The 16859-nt window shown below is 57.8% G+C and carries 12 protein-coding genes, 2 pseudogenes and 1 other annotated feature; of the genes and pseudogenes, 12 read left to right on the top strand and 2 right to left on the bottom strand.

Features of this window, described 5'->3' with window-relative positions:
* The first annotated feature begins 381 nt into the window (after nt 1-381).
* From AC0L15_RS28535 to AC0L15_RS28510, 6 genes are all read left to right on the top strand, one after another.
* Nucleotides 382-1122, top strand: a complete 741-nt coding sequence (locus tag AC0L15_RS28535) for a thermonuclease family protein (RefSeq protein WP_473497831.1) — start codon at nt 382-384, stop codon at nt 1120-1122.
* A 40-nt stretch (nt 1123-1162) separates the two neighbouring features.
* Nucleotides 1163-1864, top strand: coding sequence for a hypothetical protein (locus AC0L15_RS28530; protein WP_473497830.1), 702 nt, complete (start codon nt 1163-1165; stop codon nt 1862-1864).
* 1746 nt (nt 1865-3610) lie between these two features.
* Nucleotides 3611-3820, top strand: coding sequence for a hypothetical protein (locus AC0L15_RS28525; protein ID WP_473497828.1), 210 nt, complete (start codon nt 3611-3613; stop codon nt 3818-3820).
* 36 nt (nt 3821-3856) lie between these two features.
* The gene (locus tag AC0L15_RS28520; RefSeq protein ID WP_473497826.1) at nt 3857-4201 is read left to right on the top strand and encodes a hypothetical protein; all 345 of its coding nucleotides are present in this window, start codon (nt 3857-3859) and stop codon (nt 4199-4201) included.
* Between the two features lie 2 nt (nt 4202-4203).
* Complete coding sequence (locus AC0L15_RS28515; RefSeq protein ID WP_473497824.1) at nt 4204-4485, top strand: hypothetical protein; 282 nt, start codon at nt 4204-4206, stop codon at nt 4483-4485.
* A 294-nt stretch (nt 4486-4779) separates the two neighbouring features.
* Nucleotides 4780-5184: a GFA family protein gene (locus AC0L15_RS28510; protein WP_473497822.1), complete on the top strand. Its 405-nt coding sequence runs from the start codon at nt 4780-4782 to the stop codon at nt 5182-5184.
* A gap of 410 nt (nt 5185-5594) precedes the next feature.
* Here the strand turns inward: AC0L15_RS28510 and AC0L15_RS28505 are convergent, their stop codons facing one another.
* The gene (locus AC0L15_RS28505) at nt 5595-6479 is read right to left on the bottom strand and encodes a hypothetical protein (protein ID WP_473497820.1); all 885 of its coding nucleotides are present in this window, start codon (nt 6477-6479) and stop codon (nt 5595-5597) included.
* A 900-nt stretch (nt 6480-7379) separates the two neighbouring features.
* On the opposite strand from AC0L15_RS28505, the gene AC0L15_RS28500 reads away from it, so the two are divergent.
* The 4 genes and pseudogenes from AC0L15_RS28500 (at nt 7380) to AC0L15_RS28485 (ending at nt 12613) form a co-directional block, all read left to right on the top strand.
* Nucleotides 7380-7898 (top strand): SixA phosphatase family protein, encoded by a 519-nt coding sequence (locus tag AC0L15_RS28500; protein WP_473497818.1) that lies wholly within the window; start codon nt 7380-7382, stop codon nt 7896-7898.
* Between the two features lie 53 nt (nt 7899-7951).
* Nucleotides 7952-9181: pseudogene (locus AC0L15_RS28495) on the top strand (IS3 family transposase).
* Nucleotides 8233-8349: a sequence feature (AL1L pseudoknot), on the top strand. Its footprint overlaps the pseudogene before it by 117 nt.
* A 274-nt stretch (nt 9182-9455) precedes the next feature.
* Nucleotides 9456-10412 (top strand): trypsin-like serine protease, encoded by a 957-nt coding sequence (locus AC0L15_RS28490; RefSeq protein ID WP_473497816.1) that lies wholly within the window; start codon nt 9456-9458, stop codon nt 10410-10412.
* Nucleotides 10340-12613, top strand: coding sequence for a S8 family serine peptidase (locus AC0L15_RS28485; protein WP_473497815.1), 2274 nt, complete (start codon nt 10340-10342; stop codon nt 12611-12613). The genes AC0L15_RS28490 and AC0L15_RS28485 overlap by 73 nt, the downstream gene beginning before the upstream one ends.
* A gap of 122 nt (nt 12614-12735) precedes the next feature.
* On the opposite strand, the pseudogene AC0L15_RS28480 reads toward AC0L15_RS28485, so the two are convergent.
* Nucleotides 12736-13815, bottom strand: a pseudogene (locus AC0L15_RS28480) (IS3 family transposase).
* 254 nt (nt 13816-14069) lie between these two features.
* On the opposite strand from AC0L15_RS28480, the gene AC0L15_RS28475 reads away from it, so the two are divergent.
* Both AC0L15_RS28475 and AC0L15_RS28470 read left to right on the top strand, forming a co-directional pair.
* Nucleotides 14070-14810 (top strand): hypothetical protein, encoded by a 741-nt coding sequence (locus AC0L15_RS28475; RefSeq protein ID WP_473497814.1) that lies wholly within the window; start codon nt 14070-14072, stop codon nt 14808-14810.
* A 4-nt stretch (nt 14811-14814) separates the two neighbouring features.
* Nucleotides 14815-16740 carry a M23 family metallopeptidase gene (locus AC0L15_RS28470; protein WP_473497812.1) on the top strand — a complete coding sequence of 642 codons (1926 nt, stop codon included), beginning with the start codon at nt 14815-14817 and terminating at the stop codon, nt 16738-16740.
* The last annotated feature ends 119 nt before the right edge of the window (nt 16741-16859 follow it).

The raw sequence follows: 16859 nt of genomic DNA, 5'->3' as shown, positions 1-16859 counted from the left end.
CAATCTCCTCTTACAACGAAGATTGAATCAGTGCTTCAGGACCGCTGCAACCCGGACTTTTTCAACACTATCCACCCATCCCGGCCTTTCCGCATTTATGAGTTTACGGCCTAGGCCTCGCATTGTGCGATATGATTCCACTTGGCAGCTCACCAAATTGTTTCACTTGACACGTTTAGAGCAACCGCACGTACGTGGACGAGGAAAACCCTGCCGACGATGTTGAGGAAGAAGACGAGCACGGTTGATCTGGACTCTACTTGCGAATGACTGCATTCTCCGCTGGGGAGTAGGGGCTTGGACAAATCTCGTTCAGACAACACGGGCCATTGGTGTAGTCGCACTGGCCGAAAGCAATACCGCGATTGGCGACTAGGTCGCGTGCGCAAGCGGTTGCTGTTTCTTATCCTCGCATCCGCAGCCGCCTCGATCTCCCTATTGGTTTTGGAGCATCGCTCCCAAGCCCCGCGCCTCAACCTATCGTCCAGTTCAAAGCCAGACCCGATGTCCGGTGTGGCCTCGGTGGTCGACGGAGACACAATTGAGATTCACGGGCAACGCATCCGCTTCAACGGAATCGACGCCCCAGAGAGCAAGCAGTATTGCAGCGACGCCAAGGGCTTCGCTTATCCCTGCGGCCGTCGCTCCGCTGAAGCGCTGGGTGGATTCCTTGCGGCTTCTGGACCGGTGGAATGCAGGTTCGTGGATTGGGATCGCCACCACCGCTTTGTCGGCGACTGCAGACGCGCTGATGGCGTTAGCGTCGCTTCGTGGATGGTCGAGCACGGGCAGGCACTGGATTGGCCGCGCTACAGCCACGGCGCTTATTCAGAGCAGCAGACGAAGGCGGAAGCCTCAAAGGTGGGCATGTGGGTCGGTGCCTTTCAAGCGCCTTGGGAATGGCGTTTAGAACACACAGACAACTCGCCAACGCCCAATCAGCCGCCGCTCGGTATCATCAGCCGCCGTGTGGTCGCGCAGAGCGGCTATTCGTGCGAGCCACGGCGCTACTGTTCGCAGATCAGCTCGTGCGACGAGTCCCAATGGTATCTGCACAATTGCTCTTGGGGTCGGAAGCTGGATCGTGATGGGGATGGAGTAGCGTGTGAAACCCTTTGCTAGACCCAACAGAAGCGCATGGCCCTCCTTCGGGCGCCGACTGTTGTCATCCGCCATCGCTTTGGTGACGGTGGGATGCAGTTCGGTCGACTACCAGAGGCTTACCTCGGGCCAGCTGTCAGGAAGCTTGTTCGTCATGTGGGTGGGCGAGGGCAACAATTCCGGCGACGGTAATTTCCTGTTCGTACCGGACCCGCGCGATCCGTTGATCTTCCACCGACCAGATCGGTCCGCTCCAGGCAGCACGATCCAGCCGGGGCTGATGTATACGGACGGTGGCTCGATCCCAAAGATAGCGCAGGTCTTCAAGGGTTTATCGCCTTGGGGATACGCGCCAGCTTACATGATCCACGACTGGGTGTTCACAGCCCACCACTGCATTGTCGATGGCAGCAGCGAGCACAGGTTTGACCAAGTTCGCGGAGTCGAATTCGCTGATTCAGCCGCAATCCTTGGCGAAGCCATCAAAGCGTTGATCGCCACGAAACAGGTGGCACCTGACGACGTTGCGCCCGGCACGATCACGGCTGCCGTTGGAAGCGTGGTTGCCAAAAACCTTTGGGATGAAAAGGGTGCATGTAAGGCCCTGCAGGTCAGCGCAGAGGACATAGCTGCGGCAGAGGCGGCCATACCGGGTTCGACGACCAAGGCTCGTAATTTGAGGACGTTCCGCGTCCCAGAAACGATTGTGCCTTCAGTTGTTCCGGCAAAGCCAGCCAAGATCGTTGCTCGCCTTTCCTTCTAAGGTTGTCCCGTGATAGGCCTATCGGGCGGGCGGGTTCACCTCACCCATGCGCGCTGCCCTTCCGGGCCCCGGTAGGTGCCAAACCTCGGGAGAAGGGCGCTGGACGCCCCGGTGAAGCGGGGAGGAAATGGCGAGAGGGAAGCCTGCTGCGGCTTATCGGGGGTTCGTTCCGCTCACCAACTTTCCGCCCTTCGCGGCGCGCTGTTCTCGCACTTCGTGGAGTACAGACCGACTAGGTAGGAGAAAACAGATGAGCGGGATCGCGCGAATGCGGCTCCGGGTTCCCTTTGCCTCCGACAGATGAAGCAATCCTTGGCCACGCGTTGATGGGAGATTTAAATGCTGTTCACATACACAGCAAGGATCGTCGCCGTGCTCGCGTTGGCGGTCGGATTGCTTCAGATTGTGATTGGGTTCTCTTTCGAAGCGAACCCTGAAGCGCTGTCACGATACACAGGACGGTCCTCGTCTGGCGCTATGATAGACCGAGGCACTTACGTCCTACTGTTCTCTATCGTTCTGGACACGCTGTTGGAGATTAGCCTATCCATGCGGCGTCGGCAGAAGGATGAGAGTGCCCCGCGCTTGTAGAAGCGTTAGACCTTCTTGGCCCCTTGCGCCCCGCCGCTTCTAGCGCCCTATAGGCGGCGTCCAGCCTTGCCTCCGCGCCGCCGTACCTGTCCGCGACGCCGCTACGCTAGGTGGACTATAATGTCGTAGGCCCGATTTGCAGCCGGTTAAAGAGGAGCCCGACTATCGCAGAAATCGCGACACTCGGAACAACCCCGATCACGAGCACGCCAGATAGGTCGGTATAATGTTCCCACGTATCAGGGGTTCGGGGCGAAGGAATAAGGGCCAGAGCGCCCCACAATGTAATGTTCAACAAGGCACAACCGACGAACAGGAGCAACCAGAACTGTTTAGTGCGAGGGTGTGAGGAATAAAATGAAACGACCAAGCCTAAAATGAACAGCCCCAGACAATGACTAACCGCGAAAGCTTGCCCAAGAAACGACAGGGCGATTTTTCCATTCCAAGGGCGGACTAGCATAAGTAGTAGAAGAAAACTTGGAATTGCGACCATCAAGATGCTGAGAAGTCACCGACATGGTAACAGTGGCTGCACTCCACGATGAGCAGCATGTTGGCCTTTGCGCCCCCCCAACGCTGTCCATCGGACCTGCCATGGGTCATTTCCGAGTGTAGTAATCCTCTGGGAGCGGAAGGAGCCCAAGGCCCGGCATACGGTAGTCAGGCTCCTTCTCCGCGACGGCGGCCACCACCTCATGCAGTTTGTCCACAAGCCCGCGAAGTTGCCAAAACAATGGGCCACCAGCATCTAGGTGCAACTGCGCTGAAAGCATCGTCTTTCGAAGGCTCAATGCGTCTCCGATGATCGCCTCCGCGTCCCTCGCAGACAGTTTGTCAAACCGACTTTTTCGTCTGCCCATCGAGGCTCTCCTCGGTCTGTGAGCAATCGCCCACCTAATGACAAATAGGAAGGCCTCGCGGAGGCAATTCACACTTCCGGTTTTGTTCACTGTCAGCCTTTCAAAGGTTGGGAATCATCGCCATGGACCACATTGTGACGCTGGACGGCCGCCAGGAAGCAGCCCTTCAGGCAATCGCCGACAAGTTCATTACACAGCACTAGGGCGATCCAGTGAAGGCGCTCAAGGAAATGATAGTCCGCCTCGACGTCTTGGCGGCACGGAGCCGGGCAGCGCGGCAGGAGGCACCAAAATGGGCATTATGCACCTGGACCCCGAGGCCAAGGCGGAACTGCACTCCGAAGCCGAGAGACTCATCGCTCGCTACGAAAGCCCGCTTGAGACGGTGAAGGCGCTCATGGCTTACAACTGTGAGCTTGAGACCCAGATAGTCGCCCTTGCACATCGTCATCCGGGGCTGGTTCACGTCAGCTACGACAATACGCCTGCCATCTTGGGGTGACATCCGTGGGCGCTCACGCGAGGATGATGTTGCCCGATGTATGACCTTATCGCCTTTCTGAAAGCCAACTCGGCGCTGGTGCTGGCGAACCCAGCCGTCTTTGCGACGTTTGCCGTTCTCTTCGGAGGTGGCGGCTTCGTAGTCGGGCGCTACTTGCTGACCGAGCGTATCGCCAATCTGGAAAGCCGAATTGCAAGACGTGATGAGGAAATCGCAGACCTAAAGGGCGAACAGATAGCTCCAAAGCGAGAACTGCCGATGGTCCCTGTAGTCGGTGCCGTTGCGACTGGTCCACGTGAATCGAGCGACTCCGTACGCCAAATCCTGCCGATGAGTAACCTTGCCTCCTTGGCTGAGCGTCGGTTCAACGAAAGGCAATGAGTATGTCTGAGAACATTCTCCCGCGGCATAGGACCCCTAAGCTGATCGTAGTCACTGCCTTTGACCGCGATGAGAGCGGCGAACTTCAGCCGGTCTTTGGGCCAGCCGAGCAGCAGACTGAAAACCGGGCGATAAGAACCGCCAAGGGTCTGGCGGCGAAACATGCCGGTGTGATTGCATGGTCGCGCGAAGCCAATCCAGCACTTGGCGAATACGGCGGGCCGACGACACTCTTTGTAGGTGGCGACGTTCCGGACATGGAGTGGCGGTTGGCCATTCCTTAGCTTCCCTGAAGTTCTCCTCAGGGTTTAGCCGAGGGGGCACAGGAGATCCGCCTGTTTTGTTAGTCAAGACAACCAATGCTCCTTATTTCGTTTTATCTGCACTTCCTATGCCGCTCCAAATGGCCCGCCGCGGAATGACCGCAACGAAGCGCCGAACGCTCCGAAGACCGCTGGCGCGCCCGGACCTGGCCCGGACACGTCCAAGAGCCCGGTCGCAAATCGTGACCTGGAAGGACCGAGGAAGGCCAGCACAACGCCCCGGCCCACTAGAAAGCCTCTCGCTGGTTCCTGACCATGACGAGGAATGGTGGCTGTCAGTGTGGCGCAGTCCGCTATCACGTCGAGGACGATCCGCTGCGTGTCGGCCTTTGTCATTGCACCGACTGCCGGCAGACGAGCGGATCGGCGTTCGCTTTCTACGCAGTTTGGCCACGACAGGCTTTTCAGTCCCAAGCGATTGTACCGATTTTTCGAGGGCGGTCCTTCTGCGCGAACTGTGGAAGCCGTGTCTTCTCGCTCCGGCCCGAAGCGGAAGTTATGGTTGGCACTCTCGATGACGCGCCCTCCGGCTTGGTTCCGACCTACGAACTCTGGGCCTCGCCGCGAGTGTTGGCTGCACGGCCTGCCGTGGCAGACGAATATGCCGGTGACAGAACGGACGAGGCTAGAAACTGGCGCGAGTCACTGAAGCCGAGGTGACCGTCTACCTGGGCAGGGGCTGATGGGCCGTTCCGAACTTTTGCCTGCTGTGAATCAGCACCGAAGGTTGCCCCTTCTCAAAAGGTAATATTTGCGTGACTTTGCTTGCAAATTCGCGACGCTGTGGGGTCATCATCGGCGCCGATCGTGACCCCGCCCGATCACCATTTCATGTTAGCAAATCAAGGCGTTACCGAGTCTTTGCACGCGGTCAACCTTCGGTGCTGATTCACATGGTCCTGCGCCGCAGCAGAATTGAGGAGAGCGTCGTCTGCACTGAGGCTGCATTCCTGTTTAGATCGAACTAGGAACCAGCTGTTGGCGGCGAGTATGCTCACTTCGCCTTCGGGGGGCTCCAACTTTTGAGACCCGCCTCCAAGCGTGTCCTCATCTCGGCTGCCCGTACCTCATTAAGGTGATTTCCCAGCGTATGCATCAAATAAAACGACCGACCTTTTCATCCATCCCCATCGCCTACTTTTATACGCCTTCCTTCCCCCGGGACAATCGACGTACGCCTTAAGTGCCGCCTGAACACGATCATCTGCCTTCAAGGCTCGCTCGGCTGCGCATTTTCCCAATAGGGGGCTTGTATTCCAAATCCTCGCTACGACTAAGGCGAGTCTTATGTCGCTGGCACTGGCGCGGTACGCAGGCTCCCAATATGTGTCAAGCCAATACTCAAGTACCCACTCTTGTGCGTCTTTGCGCCGTAGGCCTTCAAGCATCCATTTGCGGAAGGTCGCGTTGGACTTGATCTGATCGTACTTCTTGCCGCTGCGAAGGCTGTTTGCGAGTTTCTTCATGCGAGTTCGCTCAGCGTCCTCCCCGATGTCGGGATGTTTTGCAAGGAGGTAGTCGATAAAGTTGGCCAGCGGCCCCACGTCGAGGTGAGGCAAGCCTACCCCACCGACCTTGTAACTCATCAGATGTTTGCCGCTGACTCTCGTTGGCCCCTGCCATTTGTCGTTTGCGGGATCGGCGGGGAGTGTACTATCGCCATCAACGCCCCACTTTGCTGCACCGAGCGTAATTGACAGAAGGCCAATAGACCTTGTGTCCGAGGGATAGTTGTTGATCAACTGCATCACAAGGCCGAGCGAAAGCCTCTCTCGTTGGTTCGTGTCGTCTGCGGTTGAGCTCCAACCCCCAGCATCGAGCACCATATCGAGAATTTTGGATGGCAGTTCGTTTGACGATGCTTGACCAACTACCATCGAAACTGCGACAGCAAGACTTACTGCGAGATGCTTAAATAGTAAGGCCACGCAACCCTCCTCGTAGCTTACTATCATCGTATCGCAGGTCTGTACGGAGTCAATGCGTTGAACCGCTTTGCCTCCGCTTTGCCAGAGAAATCTTCGTTTGGCAATTGAGCTTCCAAGCATGGTTGAGTTGATCCGGCGAAGCTGGATTGAGCAGTTCTCGTTGCACCATATACACCGATCAGCACGCGATTGAGCCAGAGGTACTCATTGGGATCTGACGCTAGGGTGGCCTCGCCGGCGAAACCACCAATCTAAAAGTCTGCGCTCACCGTCACCATGGACGAGATCATGGCAATGGCATCAAGCGCCAGCACGAGCGCCCGGGATCGTCGGCGATCTATTGCAGGCCGAGATACTAGAAGATCACGAGTGCGGGTGGACAGGTTTGGATCTATGGGTGCTTGGCTTGTTGTGGAATTGCGGCCTTCCCTGCGTCCGCCTTCAGTATCTCAAAGAACTGCTTCGTCTCCGGGGCGCACCACGCACGCCCAGTACCCGGAAAAGATCGCGTCATAGTGCGTTTCGGAGATCCACGCGGTTGAGACGAGTTATCGGTGGGTGATATTTCTCACGCCGACGTTGGAGATCTTGAGGAGTTTGTCCGATGGATGGTCGACACCGACATTGTGCCCGACGACATGAAAGCCGACTGCTCCGGCTTGCGGAGGTGCGGTATCGCAAAAACGGTATCCTGTACGATGAAGTCCGGACATGGGCTTGCACGTTTAAAGCGTAGAATGGCGGGATGAACGTGTCCGATCGCGGTTGGCTGAGAGGCTTGCAAGACCAGAACACTCCGCTGAAGAAGCTGTTGGCCGAGTGAATACTCGACCCCGCGATCCTTGTGCACTAGGATGCGCCCCCATCCAGTTTACAGGCGAAGCGTGGCCCTGACGTTTCGCTCACAGATGGATGGAGGGAGGGACGATGATCACGACTCGACGGGGTTTTTGGTTTGTGGCAGCGGCAGGGCTCCTTGCCAGTCATTATGGGCTATCGACCGCGCGAGCGCAGGTTAGTGTTCCTGACGGCTCTACTATCGTGATGGTACGCCATGCCGATAAAAAGGCGGGAGATGATGACGTCTCGCTCACAGAAGCGGGGAAGATAAGGGCAACAGCCTTGAGGGAGGCGCTTCGAGAAGCTGGCATTTCCGTTATTGTGACAACGAAGGCGGCGCGGACGCGGCAAACAGCGGAGCCACTGAGCAAGCTGCTGGGTCTTACAGCGATTGACGTCGAGATAAGTGAAGTAGAACAGACGGTTAGCACAAAGTTGCCTGCCGCAGTGCTTGTGGTCGGGCATTCGGGCACCGTCCCCGACCTTGTGCGTGCCTTCGGGGGCCCCAAAGTCGATATCAGTGGCTACGACAATCTGTTCATCATCATCCGCGCGAATGGCACGACCCGGTTCATCCACGGCCGCTATGGCGCTCTCTCGCCCTAAGGCCTGACCGCTCCGGGTTGATCGGAGACTCCAACTCTTGAGAAGGTGGAGCCATGACAAGCAAGGCGACCAACAAGTATTCTCCCGAGGTTCGCGCCCGTCTGGTGCGGATGGGATCACGAAGGCGAGCATGCCTCGCGCTGGGGCGGCGGTCTCATTGATCGGCGCGCCGAGATCGGCTGCACGGCGCAGACGCTGCATGAATGGGTAAAGAAGGCCGAGCGCGACATGGCGTGCGCGCCCGGAGTTCCCGCGGATGTGGCGACGAAGCTCAGCGCCTTGGAGCGCGAGAACTGCGAGCTTCGGCAGGCCAACGAGATCCTGCGCAAGAATACGCGTATTTTGCCCAGGCGGAGCTCGACCGCCGGTTCAGGCCATGATCGCGTTCATCGGCGATCACCGCCGGGCGCATGGGGTCGAGCCGACCTGCAAGGTGCTGCCGATCGCCCCGTTGACCTACCATGCCCATGTCGCGAAGCGGGGCGATCCCTCCCGGCTGTCGGCTCGGGCGAAGCGGGATGAGGCTTTGAAGGATGAGGTCCGACGCGTGTTTGATGCGAACTTCCGCGTTTACGGCGTTCGCAAGGTCTGGCGGCAATTGCAGCGCGAGGGCTTCGATGTCGCCCGCTGCACGGTTGCCCGTCTGATGAAGGCCATGGGCCTCGAAGGCATCATCCGCGGCAAGCCAATCCGCACCACAGTGAGCGACAGGCGGCCCCATGTCCTCGGGACCATGTCGACCGCCAGTTCCATGCCCCGAGGCCGAACATGCTCTGGCTCTCCGACTTCACTTACTTCGCGACCTGAACCGGCTTCGTCTATGTCGCCTTCGTCACCGACGCATATGGCCCGCCGGATCATTGGTTGGCGGGTGAGCCGGGCGGCTCATGCAGCCTTCGTTCTGGACGCTCCGGAACAGGCGCTGCATGACCGACGACCTGTGCAGGGTGGCAGGCTCGCCCATCACAGCGATCGCGGCAGCCAATACGTCTCGATCAAATATACACAGCGGCTGGCCCGAGGCGGGCATCGAGCCTTCGGTCGGCAGCGTAGGCGACTCCTACGACAATGCCCTCGCCGAAACGATCAACGGTCTTTGCAAGGCCGAAGTCATCCATCGGCGGGGATCATGGCGCTCGTTCGAGGCCGTCGAGTTCCCCACGCCGGAATGGGTCGACTGGTTCAACAATCGCCGGCTGCTGGAGCCTATCGGCAACATCCCGCCGGCCGAAGCCGAGGATCGCTACTACGCCATGCCGGATGAACCAGCTATGGCCGCGTGACTCAAACGAAACGGCCTCCGGAAAACCTGGGGCGGTTCACATCGCAGTAGCGGCCCTTAGTTGTGAAGCATATTTCATGAGGGAGGAAAGGAAGGTCTTCGGAGCAGGAACTGTACCATGGTTCATCCTGTTGGTTGAGCGAAGCGGATCGTCCCAATAGATAATTTTCAATAGCACGGGCCATTTTCCGTCTCTGCATAGATCATTATCTGGTATGATAAGGCTAAGTGTGGGCTGCAAGTGATCGGAGCACGCGCACACTGGGGAGGCCACAATGGTAAGAATAGACGTCTGTGTGGCTGCAATTGTGTTGGCCACTACGGCAATCGTGACTACATCGGCTGCGGCCGAAACGGTCATTGCGCCGGTCGGGGAGCCGCCCAACGGCGTAAAGTTTGGGTCCGTGGCGGAGCTTAAGCAAAAGGGAGATCAAGCGATCCCGCAACTTCGTCTTGGTTACATCGCCAATCCTTCGGATTGGCCCGCCTCCCTCTATGCTACTTTCCAGACGCCAGAAGGAACTTTCTCCTGTACCGCCGCTCTCATTGGCCCGCAGGTGGTATTGACAGCCGCGCACTGTGTACCGCCGAACGGCCTGGTCAGTTTTACCTATTCCGACAAAGACTATGAAATCAGTTGCAAGCGCCATCCGCAATACGAGGCGGGCGACGACGACTCGGCCGATTATGCGCTGTGCAAGCTTACAGCCCCCTTCGACGAGCCACCTGGCTTCCGTTACGAAACGATAGACATTGCGCCTGTGGAAGACCTCCTAACCCGGCCAGTTATCTTAGCCGGCTATGGCTGCCGCAGCGATGTCGTCGCTGACGCGGATGCTGACGGCAAATATCGTTATGGGTTCAATAATGTCGTGGAAACCTCGAAATCTGAGTCGCAGTCCATGGGCGCCGCTTACTACACGCCAGCCGAGGACAACAACCTTTTCACTGCGCTGCTTGGAGCGAACTTATGCCCCGGCGATAGCGGAGGTCCCGCCTTCCGACGAACAAACTCGAATGCGAATGGCCCAAGTATTCTTGGTCGGATGATAATAGGCGTTAACTCGCGTGTGTTTTTTGCTAACGCAGCCAGAACGACTTACAGCAACTCGCTTGTCTCTTCAACTGGAACTCCGGAATTCCGAGAATGGGCTGAGGAATGGCTGGGGAAGGCTGGTGTCCAAGCCTGTGGACTCGTAAACCCAACAACTATCCCAAACTGCCGGTCATGACCATGGACGCGTTTACGAAACTGCTTTTGGCTAACATTGGAGCCGCGCTTGTGTTCAGCACCGTGGATGCATCCGCCCAAGGGCGCGAGTTCGCGATACGTGTAGATCCAAGTCGCGCAGGTCAGGTTGAGTCCGTGCTTGCTGAGGTTGCTAAGCCAAACGAGTTGGAAGTGGGCGAGGGAGACGATTTCGAAGCTATACTGCGACGGATGTGTGATGGGAAGTTGCCCACTCACGTGAGTAAGCAGGAGCGGGGAGCTGGTTGGCTTGTTACTTACTCGCCATGTTTGAAATGGAGGCCGAAGCTTACCACGACGGTTCGGCCGGGGCATACACTGGAGGCTCTCGCCAAGCGGTTCGGCCTCCATCCGAGCGCAGTATCGGAATTGGAAGTCACTCCCGATCGTCTCGATGGAAAAATCCGACCTGGAGACAAGATTATTATTCCAAAAATTCCTGACTGGACAAAATTCATTACGCATGCGCCCTTTGAGACGCGTGACGAACTAGTGGGCAAACTTGCCACGCGTCTCGGGTGCGGTAGCGAGAGCGGCGAGAATTGTCTGCTGCGCTTGGGCGTCTATTTGCTCGAAGTGGAATCTCATAGTGCGGTGACTCCTCCATCTGAAAGCTTCACTCCTTCTGGATCTTTTGGAAACGAAATTAACCGTTTTGCCGAGCGGGCAGCAGAAGCTCCGGCCTCGCTTCCTTCGCCCCCTGATGCTCCAATAAATGACATTGTGAGGGTGGAGCCCAGCGCATCCGCAGTAGTTGCAGCATCTGCACCGAGTACGACTCCGAGAGTCGCAGCTGGACAATGGCCATATGACGTTGTGCGCGTGCAGAAAATGCTCCAAGCTGCTCTCTCTGGTCCGCCAATTCGATCGACGATAATTGGTGTGGCAGAGGGAGGTCTGCTTGATAATACAGGTGCTCCGCTTCCGCCTACAGTCTTTGCCTCCCTCGAGAAAAACGTGGCTGACGGGATCGACAATAATGGCGATGGTGTCGTGGACAACCCAATCGGATTTGGCGCGGGGCGCGATGATGGCGGGGAGGTCGTTGGAGACGTCGCTTTGTGCAAAGACGTGCCCCCACCGGACTTCTCAAAGTGGGACGAGGTGTCTCAAGGATTGGCTGGTCACGGCGCCATGGTAGCCTCACTTGCTGCAGGGGTAAACCTGCTTGCAGCGACACCGTCGGTTGAACCAATCCTCCCCCGGATCGCCTTTTTCCGCGTTCTGCCTGATGCTTGTGACGCAAATCGCTTAGGTTTGAGCCCACATAATTACGTCAAGGCAATGCAGTACCTTTCCGAGCATGCCAGTATCATAAACTTCAGCTTTATGGCAGTAGAAGACAACGGAGGCACCTTCGCGACCTTGATAAAGGAGCAAATTGAAAGCAGCCCCGAATTCGACCTTCTGGTCGTTCCGGCAGGTAACGACGGAGCGGAGGATCTTGATCGCATCTTCACCTGTCCGCCTTGCCTGGCTAACATGACACGGTTCAAGGAAACGGCGCAGCGCGTACTCGTCGTAGGAGCGGCAACGTCGGATTTGCGAAGAGCAGATTTTTCTGGCTTCGGGGAAAGCATCGTGCAGCTTTATGCCCCTGGCGAGCCGTTTGGCGCAATTAATCTCCAAGGAGAAGACTCAAGCAGCGATGCGGCTGCGACATCTTGGGCAGCGCCGAAGGCGGCGTTTGCAGCGGCGACACTTAAGAGATTTGGGATTAGCGACCACAGGAAGATCAGGGGAAGGTTGCTTCTTGCCACCTGGCCGCTGCTCGATGCCAACGGTAGCCCGGACGCCAGTGGCGCTCGAGTCCTCGACATCAACAAGGCGATTGCAGTGCACCACTACGCGGTAGAGGCCTTCGTGACGGAAGGGGGTAGCCGACTGCGGAAGACGTATGTCGGCGACTTGGTGGCGCCTCTATCTCAGTTGGCCATCTGCAGCGGAATGCGATTGGAAAGTGGCCAAGTCCAAGCTATCCGGTTCAATCCGACCGCGCAACAGAAGGGGCGTCGCGTTACAGCTTGGAAGCGGAGCATCGATCCAAATACCCAATTTTTCAGAAGACTTGTCGATGACCAGTTTTGCGAACCTTCGGGAAAGCTCAAGATCAATGATCTCATAGAAGGCGAGGTCACCCTCAACCTCGCCGACGTGACTCAGATTCTTATACCGTGGGAGTGAGCCACCACTGGAATCAGGAGATCGGATCCCGTCTGCCCAAATTTGGAGCTTGTGGGGCGCCTTATCTCCTCCGGTTTAAGGGAGTCCTGGGTTTCATTTCTGGCCTTAGGCAACCTGTTTTTTCAGCATGATTTCAGTGCGAACTCGGCCGGTGTCATATTGCCGAGGGCCGAGTGTGGTCTGTGGTGGTTGTAGTCCTCCTTCCATGAGTTGATGACGCTGCGGGCTTCGGCGACTGTCGAGAACAGCGTGTCATTGAGGCATTCGTCCCTGAAGCGCCCGTTGAAGCTCTCCACGAAGGGCATTTTGGGTGGTGGGCTTGCCCGGCGCGGTGTAGTGCCATTCGACGCCGGTCTGCTGGCACCATCGCAGGATCGCCATCGAGGTCAGCTCGGTGCCGTTGTCGGGGACGATCGTGTCCGGCCGACCACGCCAGCGGATGATGGCATCCAGCTCCGCGCACCACGCGCAGGCCGGAGAGCGAGGTATCGGCGACGAGCGCCAGGCATTCCCGCGTGCAGTCGTCGACGACGGCGAGTACCCGGAAGCGCCGACCGTCAGTGAGGGTGTCAGAGACGAAGCCGAGGCTCCACCGGCGTTGGCGCGATCGGGCACGAGCATGGGCTGTGCGTTCCCAAAGCCCGCTTGCGGCCGCCGCGACGCTGCAACTTCTCCTCGCGGTAGAGGAGCCCGAGCTTCTTCTCCTTCATCACCATGCCCTGACAGTCCAGCATGAGGTGGATCCTGCGATAGCCGAACCGCCGGCGCTCTGCCGCCAACGCCGTCATCGCTTCGCACACCGCGGCATCGTCCGGACGGATGCTCGTGTAGCGCACCCGTCGAACGATCGATCTCCAAGACCTGGCACGCCCGACGCTGGCTCACCCCATGCACACTACAGGCGTGGGCCGCCGCCTTCCGCTTCGCATCGGCGTCATCATTTTTTGCGGCGACATCCTTCAGGATCGCGTTGTCGAGCGTCTGCTCGGCCAGCAGCTTCTTGAGCCGCGCGTTCTCATCCTCTAGCGCGTTCAGCCGGCGAGCGTCAGGACACCTCCATCCCGCCATACTTCGGCTTTGAACTTGTAAAAGGTCGCTGCCGAGATGCCGTGCTTGCGGCATACGTCCGCCGTCTTCGCACCAGCCTCCTGCTACTTCAACATCCCGATTATCTGTTCTTCCGTCAACCGCGAGGGTCGCATCGTCCGTCTCCTGTTCGACGGACTCTACCCAAATCTGGAGGAAGTTCAGGGTCTCAGGGCAGCAGTGACGCCTCGGGCTGATCGGTGAGCGGCCCTCGCAATATAAGAGCCACTTCTCTTGACTCGGGAGCAAAGTGCAGAGAGGATTATCCTCCGATCGTTTGCTGGAATTTTTTCAGAAGTATTGCGAATGTAATTCGCAAGCTGGGTTCATTCGGGAGTCGTTTTTCAGAAATAGCCGACGGAGCAGTGTGATGCAAAGATCGACTTGCGCTTCCGGTGAGTACCCCGAGAGATACAAACTTCGAGTCGTAGTTTTTTTACTTATTCTTATGGTTGCTCTGTTTGAGAAAGACCTCTCGTTCGCACAATCCGATACACGTGTGACGATTCCGATCGACGAGTCCAGCGCTGAGGTTGCGGAGTATACCGATCGAAGAGCGGCGGGGACGGGCGAAACCGGGCCCGCTACAGTGGCAGCCGCTGGCCTGCCGTCAAACCTATTTTTGGTGGGTAATCTACCATCGGTCAGCAGGCTTGCGGTTCCGGCCGCCGCGGCCGGGGCCCAATCGGCTCTAGTCGCCGCAGCACAGAACGCGAGCTGCGACCTCAACGACGTAGTGTTTGACCCAGATGCTCCGACTTGGTCGAACATCAATTGCCCCGACCCCATCGGCGTCGACATCATGTGTAGCACTACGAGGGATCCGGAACTCGACAGGCTGGCCGCGGCGAAGGCCGCAGAGACGGCAAAGGACAACCAGAACGATCTTTCCAGCCAACGGCCGCCAAGCGATCCGGAAGTCGCTAACCCTCCCTCAATGGATGAAGAAGATCCCGAGCTAGAGCCTCAGGAGAAAGAGGTGGCCTTCACGTTCGCCGGTCGGCCTTGCAAGATGCGCCGTTTCTGTGAAGGTGAAGATGATCCGAGGTGCACGGATTCGTACTTCGACGCTATCATCTCCGACGTGCAGATTATCCAACGGGGGGACTGAGGCTATGGTCAAGGTGGAATATTTTCCCGAGATTAAGCGTGTCCTCGCGGTAGCGATCGCAACATTGTTCACAACTCCCGTGCTTGCCCAAGGGATTGAGGATCTTCCGCGTTCGCCGGACCGCTTCAGCTATTACCAGCTCGGAGCGCACGTTCCTCTGGAATCCGGTCGTCGGGGATACAACGGCGCCTATTTGGGCGGGCGCACAGTCATCTCCGAGGAAATCGGCATTCCGATGGACATCAAGCCTGCCGAAGGCGAGCACATGTACTGCAACACCCAAGTTTGGGGATTTGACCAGAACGGCAGGCCCGGTGGCAAGTCGAACCACACTAAGAACTACACTTTTCCTTGGACGTCGACTTTCTGCGAAATTCGCTGGCTTCAGAACGGACGCAATACGCAACCCACCCTGGCGTGCGCGCCGAACCGGCCGATGTCGCACCAGGGCATCGACTGCCGGCCGCCGAAGCCAATCGCCAATCACTATTCTGTAATTGCGGTGGAAGACGGCAGGATCACCGCAGCGCGGCATAATCTTGTTGAGCTCGTTGATGAAAGCGATATCGTCTGGAAGTATCGGCACGTAACGAACCCCGTCGTTGAGCGAGGAGATGTAGTCCGGAAGGGAGATCGGCTCGCGGTGATCGCGGACCTGGTATCCACACCGATTCACCTCCATCTTGAAGCTGAGGATCCGCCCGGAAACGACATCGATCCCCTTCCTTCAGTTGTAGTGGCGACGATAAGGGCAATGGGAGAGACTCCGCCGCCTATCATCGACCGGGAGCTTGCGTTTGATCCGCGATTCGAGATTGCCAGCAGCGGTGTCGCCTCGGCCTGTGAAGGCACATCCAATGCGGATCCTATCCCATCTGCTGCGAATTTCGATTTCACCTCCCTCTGGTGTCACAACGGCTCGATCACGGGACTGGTCGAGAATGGATCGGCCGTGCAGTTGATTTACTACAAACCGCGCGCTGCGGTCCGGTCGGCCGCGCTGCGTAACCCGATCCTACTAGAGGGGACCCGCTCGGTGGATACATTCAGAGGGCACGCCCTGCACTACAGTGCGGCATGTGGGGATAGGCACTTTCCGGTCACGGGACCATGGCCAATGAATGCTCAGACGCTGACTGTGGCGGGGACACGGGAGCAATTCGGCGCCGACTGCACGTCGCGTCCTCGAGCAGAAACCCTCATTTTCGCGTTTATGCGCACCTTCGAACCGCCGGTCGATGATGCCCGTAGAACTCTAACGGAGATCACGCGCAACTGGGGGGGAATCTCTATGCAAACTGCCGATCCGAACTCTTGGCTACCCCACGTCAAGGCTTGGCCGGGACTGGTGGTCGGCAAGGCGCTGAAGGATACAAACGGTGAGGTCATCCTTGCATTTGAAACCGACGAGGCGGGTGTCGGCCTGTGGTGGTACTGGCTGACGGTGCGCAACGGGTTCGGCGAGGCAGGCCAACCCACGATACAGGACGTTGCCGTCCGCGTGGCCGGCGAGGATGCGTCCCCAACTGCGCAGGCCAATTACATCACGCAGTACCTTGCGGTTGCGCCGCGTTACTTCGGCAGGCTATTAGATGCCTCGACACCCATCAACATAGCTGACCCCGACAATCGATGGGCACTCGGCCAGACAATGTTCCATCAGAAATCCGGGCGACCACCCCTAATTGGACGGGATTTGTTCGACCGAGGCATTATGTTCGGCAGCGACGTCATCAACGGTCGCTTTCGTGATGTAGCGTCCTATTCCAGAGCGGACACGCAAGAGAACGCATTGCCCGCCTCGAACCCGGTAATTGCTCCTCTGCAGCAGCGCGTCAAAGACCTTGAAGCCGATCGGGCTAGAATGACAAACGAAATACGGAAGCTGCAGGCGAAACTCGAAGGCATCCGCGAGCTACTGGCCCCTTGACCTCTCTCTTGATGTCCCGGGTTTTGAGAAATTCTTTCACGTACCAGTTTGCGGACTGCTGGCCTGACGAATTGTTCTCCCAGCGACGGAACTGGCAGAGCGTTTAAGAAAACGGGATC

This window comes from Mesorhizobium sp. WSM4846, assembly GCF_055811415.1.
Note: the sequence above shows the minus strand (reverse complement) of the source record. Positions and strands in the feature narration are given on the sequence as shown.

Excerpts from the sequence above, each read along its gene's own strand:
- AC0L15_RS28525 (WP_473497828.1), top strand. The coding sequence starts at position 3,611 with ATGGGCATTATGCACCTGGACCCCGAGGCCAAGGCGGAACTGCACTCC.
- AC0L15_RS28520 (WP_473497826.1), top strand. The coding sequence starts at position 3,857 with ATGTATGACCTTATCGCCTTTCTGAAAGCCAACTCGGCGCTGGTGCTG.
- AC0L15_RS28515 (WP_473497824.1), top strand. The coding sequence starts at position 4,204 with ATGTCTGAGAACATTCTCCCGCGGCATAGGACCCCTAAGCTGATCGTA.
- AC0L15_RS28500 (WP_473497818.1), top strand. The coding sequence starts at position 7,380 with ATGATCACGACTCGACGGGGTTTTTGGTTTGTGGCAGCGGCAGGGCTC.
- AC0L15_RS28485 (WP_473497815.1), top strand. The coding sequence starts at position 10,340 with ATGGCTGGGGAAGGCTGGTGTCCAAGCCTGTGGACTCGTAAACCCAAC.
- AC0L15_RS28470 (WP_473497812.1), top strand. The coding sequence starts at position 14,815 with ATGGTCAAGGTGGAATATTTTCCCGAGATTAAGCGTGTCCTCGCGGTA.
- AC0L15_RS28490 (WP_473497816.1), top strand. The coding sequence starts at position 9,456 with ATGGTAAGAATAGACGTCTGTGTGGCTGCAATTGTGTTGGCCACTACG.
- AC0L15_RS28505 (WP_473497820.1), bottom strand. The coding sequence starts at position 6,479 with ATGATAGTAAGCTACGAGGAGGGTTGCGTGGCCTTACTATTTAAGCAT.
- AC0L15_RS28475 (WP_473497814.1), top strand. The coding sequence starts at position 14,070 with ATGCAAAGATCGACTTGCGCTTCCGGTGAGTACCCCGAGAGATACAAA.
- AC0L15_RS28510 (WP_473497822.1), top strand. The coding sequence starts at position 4,780 with ATGACGAGGAATGGTGGCTGTCAGTGTGGCGCAGTCCGCTATCACGTC.